General features: G+C 63.4%; 9 protein-coding genes and 1 pseudogene. 1 reads left to right on the plus strand and 9 read right to left on the minus strand.

From position 1 onward, the window contains the following. Positions 1 to 118: 118 nt before the first annotated feature. From H1204_RS23105 to H1204_RS23115, 3 genes are read right to left on the minus strand one after another with little or no spacing between them, the layout of a single operon-like run. Entirely contained in the window at positions 119 to 2,353 is a 2,235-nt protein-coding gene (locus H1204_RS23105; RefSeq protein ID WP_180733083.1) for a xanthine dehydrogenase family protein molybdopterin-binding subunit, read from the minus strand. A 22-nt stretch (positions 2,354 to 2,375) separates the two neighbouring features. Further along, positions 2,376 to 3,377 carry a xanthine dehydrogenase family protein subunit M gene (locus H1204_RS23110; protein WP_274608237.1) on the minus strand — a complete coding sequence of 334 codons (1,002 nt, stop codon included), beginning with the start codon at positions 3,375 to 3,377 and terminating at the stop codon, positions 2,376 to 2,378. Between the two features lie 9 nt (positions 3,378 to 3,386). Then, entirely contained in the window at positions 3,387 to 3,938 is a 552-nt protein-coding gene (locus tag H1204_RS23115; RefSeq protein WP_180733085.1) for a (2Fe-2S)-binding protein, read from the minus strand. A 213-nt stretch (positions 3,939 to 4,151) separates the two neighbouring features. On the opposite strand from H1204_RS23115, the gene H1204_RS51505 reads away from it, so the two are divergent. Further along, positions 4,152 to 4,403: a hypothetical protein gene (locus H1204_RS51505; protein ID WP_243468806.1), complete on the plus strand. Its 252-nt coding sequence runs from the start codon at positions 4,152 to 4,154 to the stop codon at positions 4,401 to 4,403. 86 nt (positions 4,404 to 4,489) lie between these two features. Here the strand turns inward: H1204_RS51505 and H1204_RS23125 are convergent, their stop codons facing one another. The 6 genes and pseudogenes from H1204_RS23125 to H1204_RS23150 all read right to left on the minus strand — a co-directional run bounded on the left by H1204_RS23125 (position 4,490) and on the right by H1204_RS23150 (position 12,605). Continuing rightward, positions 4,490 to 5,644, minus strand: coding sequence for an enoyl-CoA hydratase/isomerase family protein (locus H1204_RS23125; protein WP_180733086.1), 1,155 nt, complete (start codon positions 5,642 to 5,644; stop codon positions 4,490 to 4,492). Next, the gene (locus H1204_RS23130) at positions 5,641 to 6,438 is read right to left on the minus strand and encodes an enoyl-CoA hydratase (RefSeq protein ID WP_180733087.1); all 798 of its coding nucleotides are present in this window, start codon (positions 6,436 to 6,438) and stop codon (positions 5,641 to 5,643) included. The genes H1204_RS23125 and H1204_RS23130 overlap by 4 nt, the downstream gene beginning before the upstream one ends. Continuing rightward, a complete protein-coding gene (gene mmsB, locus H1204_RS23135) occupies positions 6,439 to 7,332 on the minus strand; it encodes a 3-hydroxyisobutyrate dehydrogenase (protein WP_180733088.1) in 894 nt (297 codons plus the stop codon). It lies immediately after the preceding gene. Between the two features lie 804 nt (positions 7,333 to 8,136). Beyond that, the gene (locus tag H1204_RS23140; protein ID WP_180733089.1) at positions 8,137 to 9,666 is read right to left on the minus strand and encodes a CoA-acylating methylmalonate-semialdehyde dehydrogenase; all 1,530 of its coding nucleotides are present in this window, start codon (positions 9,664 to 9,666) and stop codon (positions 8,137 to 8,139) included. A gap of 42 nt (positions 9,667 to 9,708) precedes the next feature. Beyond that, positions 9,709 to 11,414: pseudogene (locus tag H1204_RS23145) on the minus strand (AMP-binding protein). Positions 11,415 to 11,471: 57 nt separating this feature from the next. Next, positions 11,472 to 12,605 (minus strand): acyl-CoA dehydrogenase family protein, encoded by a 1,134-nt coding sequence (locus H1204_RS23150; protein ID WP_180733090.1) that lies wholly within the window; start codon positions 12,603 to 12,605, stop codon positions 11,472 to 11,474. Positions 12,606 to 12,615 lie beyond the last annotated feature (10 nt).

Genomic DNA, 12,615 nt, shown 5'->3' on the forward strand with positions numbered 1-12,615 from the left:
GCGGATGCCAGCACAAACACAAGCAGACCAAACCGGCGACGCCACGAAGTGAAAGCAACGGAAGCCAGCGCGCGCCCACAAGCAACCCAAACCGCCCGCGCCGCGAAGGCGCCACACACTAAACCCTCTCTAAAAGCAGATCCTCAATCATCACCGGCAACCTCCGCACTCTGACACCCGTCGCATGATGCACAGCATCCGTAATCGCCGCCGCGACCCCAGCCAGCCCAATCTCGGCAATCCCCCGAGCGCCCAGCTCGTTAAACACAGGATCGGGATAATCCAGAAACGTCACATCGAGCGCCGGCGTATCCGCATGCGACGCGACAATATAGTCAGCAAGATTGCTATTGATCGGCGCACCGCTTTGCGCGTCATACATCGTATGTTCGAAAAGGGCCATGCCAACACCCATCACGACGGCCCCTTCAATCTGATTGCGCCCCGCGCGCGGATTCAGAATCCGCCCCGCGTCGATCACCGTCACGATGCGGCTCACGCGCAGCCGCGCCGTCTCCGGCTGCCACGTCACTTCGGCGAAATGCGCGCCATACGAGTAGATCGAATAGTGCTTCTTCAGCGGATCGTCGAAGCCGCCCTGCGCGCTGCCCTTACCCGACGCCGCATGCATCTTCGCGGCCTGCAAAATCTGCGCAAACGGCACACCCTTCTCCGCCACATCCGTCTTGCGATGCACACGTCCCGCGCCGAACGCGAGCGCGTCCTTTTCGGCACCCTTAAATGGCGACTCGTCGACAGCCACCGCGCGCGCCAACACCATGTCCGTTGCGGCGCGCGCCGCCTGCAGCACTGCAGGAATCACGGAAGCCGTCGCCGCCGAGCCGCCCGATATTGGCCCCACAGGCAGCATCGTATCGCCGAGCACGACTTCGATCCTGTCGAGCGGAATGCCCGTGTGCCCCGCAACCAGTTGCGCGAGGATCGTGTACGTGCCCGTGCCGATGTCCTGCGTGCCGCACACCACACGCGCCGTGCCGTCCGCGCGCAGATCGACGCTCGCGTCGGCGGAAAAACGCAGCCCCGGCCACCCGCATGCGCCAACGCCCCAGCCGAGTGTCAGCCCGTCGCGCGTCATCGAACCGACTTCGGACGTGCGCTGTGCCCAGCCAAACTTCTCCGCGCCCGTCGTCAGACACTCGACCAAATGCCGCGACGAAAACGGCAAGCCCGTCGATTCGTCCACTTTCGGCTCGTTCCTCAAACGGAATTCGACAGGGTCGATATCGAGCTTGCGCGCCAGTTCGTTCATCGCCGATTCGAGCGCATACAGACCCGGCACTGCGCCCGGTCCACGCATCGCGGTCGGCGATCCGACATTACGCCGCACGAGACCTGAACTCACACGCAGATTCGGCACGCTGTACAGAAACGGCGTGATCTCGCCACAGCTTTCCTCGTAGTCATCGGCGATCGCGGTGTGATTCACGTAGTCGTGGCGAATCGACGTGAGCTTGCCGCCGCGATCAGCGGAAAGACGCATGCGCTGCTGCGTCGTCGGACGATGGCCAACGTTCTGGAACATCATCTTGCGGCTGACGACCAGCTTCACCGGCTGCCCCGTATGCCGCGACGCAGCCGCCGCGAGCAGCGAATGCGGCCACATCCACAGCTTGCCGCCGAAGCCCGAGCCGAGATAACGCGAGATCACACGCACTTTCTCTTTCGGCAGGCCGAGCATCTGCATCAGCGTGCCCTGATGGTTCGACACGGCCTGCGTCGTCTCGTAGAAGGTGTAGCCCTCGCCGTCCCACTGCGCGACGGTCGCGTGCAGTTCGATCGGGTTGTGCGTTTCGACGGGCGTCACATACGTCTCGTCGAGCGTCACTTCGCTTTTGTCGAATGCGGATGCCGCATCGCCGCGCTCGCTCTGGACATGCGGCTCGCCCTTCGCTTCGAGTTCGTCGCTGACGTCATGCGCCGTCTTTTCATAGCCGACTTTCACGGCGGCCGCGGCGTTGCTCGCCGCCTCGAAAGTCTCGGCCACGACCGCGGCCACGTACTGGCCGTAATAGCGGATCACGTCGTCCTCGAACGGTGGGCGCGCTTCGTCGACGAAACCCGTCTCCATCGAATTACCCGAAATGCGATAGAAGCGGCCGACGTTGCCGCGATGCAGAACCACGCGCACGCCGGGCATCGCCTGCGCGGCGGCGAATTCGATCGACGTCACACGGCCGCTCGCAATCGTCGCGCACACGGGCACCGCGTACAGCATGTCGGGCAAATCGATATCAGAGGTGTACTGCGCGCGTCCGCTCACTTTCAGCGGACCGTCGATGCGCGACTGCGGCTGCCCAATGACGGACAGCAAGGAATCGGACACAGTGGACATGGAAAGAGTCCTCGAAAAAGTTTCAGACGGACTGCATGACCTGCGTCAATGCATGTATCAGGCAGCGCCTCGACAGTTCGATCTTGAAGCCGTTCTGGCTCTGCGCTTTCGCATTCGCGAGCGCGGCGTCGGCGGCGCGCGCAAAGCTCGCCGCATTGGGCACGGCGCCCGCGAGTTCGGCTTCGGCTTCGCGCGCATGCCACGGCTTCGTGCCGACGCCACCGAGCGCAACATGCGCGCGCGTGATACGCCCGTCGGCCACATTGACGACGACGGCCGCCGACGCCAGCGCGAATTCGTACGACGCGCGGTCGCGCAGCTTCAGATACAGCGAGCGACTGCCCGGAATCGGAGGCAAGGTGACATGTGTGACGAGATCGCCCGGTTCGAGCACGGTTTCGCGTTCCGGCGTGTCGCCCGGCAGCAGGTAGAAATCGTCGATCGGAACACTGCACGCGCCCTTCGTCCCCTGAATCTGAACCGTCGCGCCGAGCGCCGTGAGCGCGACGTTCATGTCCGACGGATTGGTTGCAATACATGCATCGCTCGTACCGAGTATCGCCATCGTCCGGTTGAAGCCGGTGATCGCGGCGCAGCCGGAACCGGGCGCGCGCTTGTTGCACGGCATGGCGGTATCGCGGAAGTAGACGCAGCGCGTGCGTTGCAGCAGGTTGCCGCCCGTCGTCGCCATGTTGCGCAATTGCGCGGACGCGCCCGCCAGCAACGCCTGCGACAGCACCGCATACGGCTCGTGAATCAGCGGATGCAGCGCGAGGTCGGCATTGCGCACCAGTGCGCCGATACGCACACCGCCGTCATCCGTCACCTCGACACGATCGAGCGGCAAGCGGCTGATATCGACCACGCGCGCCGGTTTCTCCACATCGAGTTTCATCAGATCGAGCAGCGTGGTGCCGCCCGCGAGGAAACGCACCTGCGCGCCCTGCTGCGCCGTCTGCGACGCGGCGCCCGCGACGATCGCGTCGCGCATGTCGTTCGCGCGCGAAAGCTGGAACAGTTCCATCGTGGCCTCCTAGCGCTTGCCGCGCACGGTCTGGATGGCCGTCACGATGTTCTGATAGGCGCCGCAGCGGCACAGGTTGCCGCTCATCGCTTCGCGCACGTCGGCGTCGTTGGGGCCGATCGCTTCGTCGAGCAGCGCGACGGCCGACATGATCTGGCCGGACGTACAGTAGCCGCACTGATAACCGTCGCATTCGACGAACGCGGCCTGCATCGGATGCAGCGCATCGGGCTCGCCGATGCCTTCGATGGTCGTGATCGTGTCGCCTTCGTGCGTGGCCGCGAAAGACAGGCACGCGTTCACGCGGCGTCCGTTCACGTGCACCGTGCACGCGCCGCACTGGCCGTGGTCGCAGCCTTTTTTCGTGCCCGTCAGATGCAGATGCTCGCGCAACGCGTCGAGCAAGGTCGTGCGCGGATCGAGCGCGAGCGCGTAAGACGTGCCGTTCACGTTCAGTTCGACGGGAATCGTGACGCTCGACGACGGCTGCGCGTGTGGCGTAGCGCCGGGTTGATTGGCTTCCTGCGGAGGGACTTCGGGTCGGGCGATGATATGGGGCATCGGGAAATCTCCATGCAGCAATCGGAAGGGGACGATCGGGAGGAAGACGGTCGAATGCCAGATGGCGCGTGTCACGATCGCGCGACGCCGTCGCCGTACCGTGGAGCACCGATGGACAAGCGGAAAGTATAGGCGCCGATCCGAGGAAGCGCCGGTGGCGTGCCTGCTTTAAATCCTTCGCGTTTCAAACGTTCCGCGCTTCTGACCGCCCGGATGCCGGATCGACCGACCGGCAGACTTATCAGGCGCAGCAAGCGCAATGCCCGGCCTCGTGCGCGCCGCTGCAACAATCCGTACCCGGGACATCTGCCCCTTACAGCGACGCTCGGCTTCGGCGCGGGCGCGTACGCCGCGATCCATCACGGTGAGCACCCGGACGAACGCCCGACAGCCGACGGCATCGTGTCGGGCATCGTGTCGGTGTCAGCGTCGTATCGTTTCACGCAGCACTGGGGGCGCGCGTGACGTGGAATCGCGTCGTCACGCGCTATGCCGCGATACGGATGTGCTGATGGGTGGTATCGGCTATCGGTTCCAGACGCGGCGCGCGTTCACGCCAGCGCCTGCTCCTCGCCAAGATCGGCCAGCGGATGCGCCTGCGCGCGCCACGGCGACGACAGGAAATGCCGCACACGCTCGGGCCGCACTTCGGCCAGCGTCGCGGGCGCCCAGCGCGGCTTGCGGTCCTTGTCGACCAGATGTGCGCGCACGCCTTCGCTGAAATCGCCCTCTTCGATCGCCCGCGTGACGATGCCCAGTTCCATCCGGAAACATTCGGCGAGCGTCATCTGACGGCCGCGCAACAGCGCGTCGCGCGTGACGTACAGCATGGTCGGCGAATGCGACGTCAGCGCTTCGTACGTTGCTTGCAGCCACTGACGCACCTCGCGTGGATGCTCGCGCTCCAGATCCTGGCGCAGCGTCGCAACGATCCGCTCGACGCCCGAGCGCCGGTCGAAGTGCCGCAGGATCAACTGCGTGAACACGCCGAGCCCCGCATGCGGGACGATGTTGCACGGCGGCTCGAATACGGTGCGCAGGGCGCGCAACAGATCGTCGGCGGCGACGTCGGCCGTTGCGATTCGCAACAGACGCTCCTCGAACGTATCGAGCCATTCAGACGGCACGCACAGATCCGCCAGCTGGAAGCGCAATGCCTCCGCGCCCGTCAGCGTCACGCCTGTCAGTCCGACATACAGTTCGATCTCGGCGGGCATCACGCTCAGAAAACGCGTCGCGCCGACGTCGGGTAGAAAGCCGATACGTGTCTCGGGCATCGCGATCTTCGTGCGCTCGGTGACGATGCGCAGCCGCGCCGCCTGGCCGAGCCCCATGCCGCCGCCCATCGTGATGCCGTCGAGCAGCGCGACAACGGGCTTCGGGAAGGTATGCAGCGCGTAGTCGAGCCGGTATTCGTCGATGAAGAACTGCTGCCAGCTTTTTTCGTTGCGCTGCCGCATGCCGAACAGCGCGCGCACGTCGCCGCCTGCGCAGAAACCTTTCGCGCCGGCACCGCGCAGCACCACGGCGACGATCTCGCTATCGGTGCGGCAGCGCTCCATCAGCACGGCCAGTTCGCGCACCATCTCATGCGACAACGCGTTCAGCGCAGCCGGCCGGTTCAGCGTGACGATCGCGACGCGATTGACGACGCGAAACAGCACGTCGGGTTCGTGCATGCTTGCCTCTTTGAGAACAGCGTTCATCGCTGCGACTCCTTCGATTGCGCGCCTTGCCACTTCGGCGCGCGCTTTTCGAGGAACGCGTTGACGCCCTCGCGCTGATCGGCGCCGTCGAACAGATCGACGAAGCGCTCGCGCTCCACGGCCAGCGCCGCCGCGCGCGGCACGCCGTTGCGCGCCTGCTGGATCAGTTCCTTGCTGAACGTGACAGCCTGCGGGCTCAGGCCCGCAACGCGCGCCGCCATCTGCAGCGCGAATTCGCGCGCTGCGCCTTTCTCGACCACTTCCTCGACGAGCCCGATGCGCAGTGCCGTCGCCGCGTCGACGCGTTCGCCCGTCAGCACGATGCGCTTCGCCCAGCCTTCGCCGACGAGCCACGGCAGCGTCTGCGTGCCGCAACCGCACGGCAGCAGGCCGACGGCTGTTTCCGGCAAGGCCATCAGCGCGTGCTGCTCGGCGATGCGTATATCGCACGCGAGCGCGCACTCGAGCCCGCCGCCCATCGCATAGCCGTTGATCGCCGCGATCACGACGGGCCGCGCGTTTTGCAGCGTCTCGAACGCCGCGCCGAAGCGCGATGCTGCTTGTCGCGCGACTTCCTTGTTGCCGTCGGCGAAAGTGTTCAGATCGGCGCCCGCGCTGAAGAACTTCGGGCCGTCGCCCGTGATGACGATTGCGCGCACTTGCGCGTCGCTATTCAGACGTTCGATGCTGTGCTGCAGCTGCAATAGCCCTTCCGGTGTGAATGCGTTTGCTGGCGGGCGCTTCAGGGTCAGCACGGCGACGCTGCCGTCATGCGCGTAGTCGAGTTCGATCATTTACGCGTCTCCATCCTTGCGATACAGCTTGATCACCGCCGAGAAGTCGAGCTTGCCGGCGCCGTTCGTGCTCATGGTCTGATAGAGCTGTTGCGCTAGCGCGCCGAGGTAGACGGGTTGGCGCGCGAGTTTGGCGGCATCGGTGGCGAGGCCGAGGTCCTTGAGCATCAGGTCGGTGCCGAAGCCGCCTGTGTAGCCGCGCGTCGACGGTGCGGTGTCGATGACGCCGGGGAACGGGTTGTAGGTGTCCGAGCTCCAGCAACGTCCCGTGGATGTGTTGATGATCTTGCCCAGTACCTGGGGGTCGATGCCGAGTTTTTCGCCGAGCGCCATCGCTTCTGACACGCCCGCCATCGTGATGCCTAGCACCAGGTTGTTGCAGATCTTTGCGACCTGGCCCGTCGAGGTTTCGCCGCAGTGGACTATGTTTTTGCCCATTGCTGAGAGGATTGGTTTTACCTGTTCGTATGTTTCTGCGGTGCTGCCGACCATGAATGTCAGTGTGCCGGCTGTTGCGCCGCCTGTGCCGCCTGAGACCGGCGCGTCTACGAAGGTGTTTCCGTTCTGTGTCGCCAGTTCGGCGAAGGCTTTTACGCTGGCTGGGTCGATCGTGCTCGAATCGATGATCGTTACGCTCTTCGCGATGCCCGCGAGGATGCCGTCTTCGCCTGTTAGCACGGCTTTTACATGTGCTGCGGCTGGGAGCATCGTGATGACGTATTCGACGTCCGTCGAGGCTTCTTTTGGGGTTCTTTTTGCTGTGGCGCCCGCTTCTGTTAATGATTGCACTGCGTGCGCGTTCAGGTCGAAAACGTTCAGTACATGTCCCGCTTTCAGCAGGTTTAGCGCCATCGGCGCGCCCATGTTGCCTAGTCCTATGAAGCCGATTTTCATGTTCGCTCCTGTGGTTTTGTCTGCGATTGCTATGGTGGTTTTAGGGTTTTAGGGTTTTAGGGTTTTAGGGTTTTAGGGTTTTAGGGTTTTTGGGTTTCTGCGCTGGCATCCGCGTTTTGTTAGCGTGCTTCAAGCGTCGCCCCTGTGCGGGGCGGCACCTACTTTTCTTTGCCGCCGCAAAGAAAAGTAGGCAAAAGAAAGCGGCTCACACCGCCAACACTTCTTCTTGCCTGAGGGCCCCCAACGGGTCTTACACTTCACACGGCAATCACATGACTCATCTTTGTTGCCAGCGCTCTTGCGTTGCGCATCACCCGCTTCACGCCCCCACGTCGCCACATGCCGCGCCGGACATTCCACCGCCGCCCAGGTGGCAAACTGTGTGTAGGCCGTAGTGCCTCGCACGCCTCACTTCGGACCGATAGCGCACGCGTTCCACCATGTAAGAGCGCTAACGTGTATGCCGCGACAACCTACACACAGTTTGCCACCTGGGCGGCACATACCATTCGCTGCCGTTCGCCCTTGTACGGGCGGTTGAAGCGGGTGCGGCGTTTATTCAAAGCGTTGGCAACGAACGTGGGTCACGTAATTGCCGTGTGAAGCGTAAGACCCGTTGGGGGCCCTCAGGCAAAAACTAGAACTGGCGGTGTGAGCCGCTTTCTTTTGCCTACTTTTCTTTGCGGCGGCAAAGAAAAGTAGGTGCCGCCCCGCACAGGGGCGACGCTTGAAGCACGACAACAAAGCGCGGATGCCAGCGCAAAGACCAAAACACCACCCAGCGTCGCAGACAAACAAAAACCCTTATCGAAGGCTAATGGTCGTATTCACACCATCACTAACAGTGGCATCATCAAACCATCTTGCGGTAACAGTCTTAGTCTGCGTATAAAACTGCACAACCTGCTTGCCATAAGGCCCAAGATCCCCAAGCTTCGACCCGCGAGATCCAGTAAAACTAAAAAACGGCACCGGCACGGGAATAGGAATATTGATCCCAACCTGCCCCACGTCGATCTCGCTCTGAAACTTCCGCGCCGCCGCGCCGCTCTGCGTAAAGAGCCCCACACCATTGCCCATTGGATTGCTATTCACGAGCGCAATGGCATCATCCAGTGTCGGCACGGTCATCACACACAACACCGGCCCAAAGATCTCCGTCTTATAGACATCCATCTCGACTGAAACATCACTAAAAACCGTCGGCCCGATGAAATTGCCAGCCTCGTAGCCAGGCACACCAACACCACGCCCATCCAGTGCAAGCGTCGCCCCCTCCTTAACACCTGCCTCGATGAGGCCCAAAATGCGCTCTTTCGCAGCACGCGAAACCACCGGCCCGATATCCGTGCCAGCCTCATGACCGGCATTCACCTTCAATGTCTTCGCCTTCGCGACAAGGTCCGGCAACCACTCCTTCGACGACCCCACCAGCACCACGACGGATGTCGCCATACACCGCTGTCCCGCCGCACCAAAGCCGGCGCCCGCCAGCGCATTCAGCGTCTGTTCGCGGTTCGCATCAGGCAACACGACAGCGTGATTCTTCGCGCCCATCATCGATTGCACACGCTTGCCGTGCTGGCTGCCCAGGTTGTACACATGCGTGCCCACCGCCGTCGATCCAACAAACGAAATCGCTTTCACCAGCTCATGCGTGCACAACCCATCGACGACTTCCTTCCCGCCATGCACCACGTTCAACACGCCCTTCGGCACGCCCGCTTCGATGGCCAGTTCGACCAGTTGCATCGTCGATAGCGGGTCCTGCTCCGACGGCTTCAGCACGAACGTGTTGCCGCATACGATCGCCATCGGGAACATCCACAGCGGAATCATCGCCGGGAAGTTGAACGGCGTAATGCCCGCGCACACACCAATCGGCTGGCGCAGCGTGTACGTGTCGACGCTGCCCGCCACGTTCTCCGCGAACTCGCCCTGCTGCAACGTGCCGATCGAACACGCATGCTCGACCACTTCGAGGCCACGGAAAATGTCGCCTTCGGCATCGGGCAACGTCTTGCCCTGCTCCGCCGTCAACGTCTTCGCGATGCGCGGCATGTGCTCGCGAATCAGTGCCTGGTACTTCAGCATGATGCGCATGCGCGCGCCAATCGGCGTGTTCTTCCAGGTCGCGAACGCGGCATGCGCGGAACGGATCGCCGCGTCCACTTCCGCTTTCGTCGCGAACGGTACGCGCGCCAGCACTTCCTGCGTCGCCGGATTCACGATGTCGCGCCACTCGGTCGCGCTCGACTCGACAAATTCGCCGTTGATCAACAGCTTGACCGTGTCGACCTTGCGGTCAGCCAGAGTCGAAGGAATTGCGCTCATTCTGCATGTCTCCTGAAGTAGATATCGTGGCTCGTTTGCCGCTCAGTTTCCGTTCCCATTGCGAAGCTCGGGAAATCCTCTTCCCAGTACTCATCCTGCAGGCGCGCCGGCTCTGCCGTGCGCTCCAGTTCGCGCCGCCTGAGTTCGACGCGGCGAATCTTGCCGGAGATCGTCTTCGGCAGATCGCTGAATTGCAGGCGGCGAATACGCTTGTACGGCGCGAGCTTTTCGCGTGAAAAGCGGAACACGTCGCGCGCGAGTTCGGGACCCGCTTCGAATCCATGCCGCACGGTCACGAATGCCTTCGGCACCGACAGTCGCAGCGGATCGTTGCTCGGCACCACAGCCGCTTCGGCAATCGCTTCGTGCTCGATCAGCACGCTTTCGAGTTCGAATGGACTCAGCCGGTAATCGGACGACTTGAACACGTCGTCCGCGCGGCCGACATACACGAGATAACCATCGTCGCGCCGCATCGCGACGTCGGACGTGTGGTAGTAGCCGTTGCGCATCGCGTGTTCGGTGGCCTTCGCGTTGTTCGCGTAGCCCGTCATCAGGCCGAGCGGACGTGAGCCAAGCGGCAGTGCAATTTCGCCTTCCGTCACGGGATGATCGTCGGCATCGACGAGTTCGACGCGGTAGCCCGGCAACGGACGCCCCATCGACCCCGGCACGACAGGCTGCCCCGGCGGGTTGCCGATCTGGCAGGTGGTTTCCGTCTGCCCGTAGCCGTCGCGAATCACGATGTTCCAGGCATGCCGCACGCGCTCGATGATCTCCGGGTTCAACGGCTCGCCCGCGCCGACGACCTCGCGCAGCTTCACGGGATACGACGCGAGCGGCTCCTGCACCAGCATGCGCCACACGGTAGGCGGCGCGCACAGCGTCGTGACGTTGTAGCGCACCAGCACGTCGAGCGTATCTTTCGGCACGAAGCGCGCGAAGTTGTAGACGAACACGCACGCCTGTGCATTCCACGGCGCGAAGAAGCAGCTCCACGCGTGCTTCGCCCAGCCGGGCGAACTGATGTTCCAGTGGATATCGCCCGGTTGCAGGCCGATCCAGTACATCGTCGACAGATGGCCGACGGGATAGCTTTGGTGCGTGTGCTCGACGAGCTTCGGCTTCGACGTCGTGCCTGACGTGAAGTACAGCAGCATGGGATCGGTGGCGCGCGTGGCGCCGTCCGGCGTGAAGGTCGGCGACGATCCGTAGGCGGCTGCAATATCCGTCCAGCCTTCGCGCGGCGCGCCAACCGAGATCCGCTTCAACGGCGTATCGAGCGCGTCGAACTTGCCCGTCTCCGCGCTATCGACCACGACGAAATTCGCCCCGCCGATCTGCACGCGGTCGCGCACGTCGTCGGGCGACAGTTGCGTCGTGGCAGGCAGCACGATCGCGCCGAGCTTCATCGCCGCGAGCATCACGTCCCACAGTTCGACACGGTTCGGCAGCATCAGCAGCAGACGGTCGCCGCGCCCCACGCCTAGCCCGCGCAGAAAATTCGCCATCCGCGACGAGCGCTCCGACATCTGCGCATACGAGAGCTTCAGGCCTTCTTGCGCGGGGTCATCAACGATCCACAGCGCCGGGTTGTCGTTGCCTCTCGCGACGACGTCGAAATAATCGAGCGCCCAGTTGAACTCCCCGAGTTCCGGCCATCTGAACTCGCTGTACGCGCGCTCATAGTCGGTGCGATGGCGCAACAACAGGTCGCGCGCGTCGAGAAAGCTCTGGGCTGCTGTCATGGTTGTCTCCTTTAACCTGTCGGCGCGGGTGCGCTCTATTGGCGGATTATTCTGCGCTCAAACGTGCCGCGCGATAACCATTCTTTGTACTTCGCTCGTGCCTTCGTAGATTTGCGTAATGCGTGCATCGCGATAATGCCGCTCGACGGCGTAGTCCTCCAGATACCCATAGCCGCCGTGAATCTGAATCGCCTTCGAGCAAATCTCTTCAGCCATCTCCGACGCATACAGCTTCGCCTGCGATGCCTCCGACAGACACGGCCGCCCCGCGCTGCGCAGCCGCGCCGCGTGATGCACGAGCAGGCGCGCCGCGTTCAGGCGCGTCGCCATGTCGGCGAGCATGTTGGCGATGGTCTGATGTTCTTTCAACGCCTTGCCGAACTGGATGCGCTCGTTCGCATACGCGCGGGCTGCATCGAAGGCCGCGCGCGCAATGCCGATCGCCTGCGCCGCGATGCCGATGCGTCCGCCTTCCAGATTAGACAGCGCGATGCGCAAGCCCTCGCCCGGCGCGCCGAGCAGATTCGCTTCGGGCACGGCGCAATCGTCGAGCGAAATCGGGCAGGTATCCGATGCGCGAATGCCGAGCTTGCTCTCGGGACGCCCGACGTTGAAGCCCGGCGTATCCGTCGGCACGATAAAGGCCGAGATGCCGCGCTTGCCCGCCTCGGGATCGGTGACGGCGAACACGATCGCGATACTGGCGCGCGCGCCGTTCGTCACGAACTGCTTGCTGCCGTTGATGATCCACTGCCCGTCGCGCAGCACGGCGCGCGTGCGGATGTTGTTCGCTTCGCTGCCCGCATGCGGCTCGGTCAGGCAGAACGCGCCGATGCGCTTGCCCGTCGCGAGATCGGCGAGATAGCGGTCCTTTTGGGCGTCGGTGCCGAAGTTGAGGATCGGGCCGCAGCCGACCGAGTTGTGCACGCTCATCAGCGTCGCGCAGGCGGCGCAGCCGGCCGCGATCTCTTCGAGCGCGAGCGCATACGCGATGTAGTCGGTGTACGAGCCGCCCCATTCGGGCGGCACAATCATGCCGAGAAAGCCCAGCTCGCCCATCTGCCCGACGACTTCCGCCGGCAACTGGCCATCGCGGTCCCACTGCGCCGCGTTCGGCGCGAGGCGTTCGACCGAGAAGTCGCGCGCCGCGTCGCGGATCATCCGTTGCTCGTCGGTATAGAACTCGTCCATGTGTCTCGCT

The sequence above is a fragment of the Paraburkholderia sp. PGU19 genome, from assembly GCF_013426915.1.
Classification (GTDB): Bacteria; Pseudomonadota; Gammaproteobacteria; order Burkholderiales; family Burkholderiaceae; genus Paraburkholderia.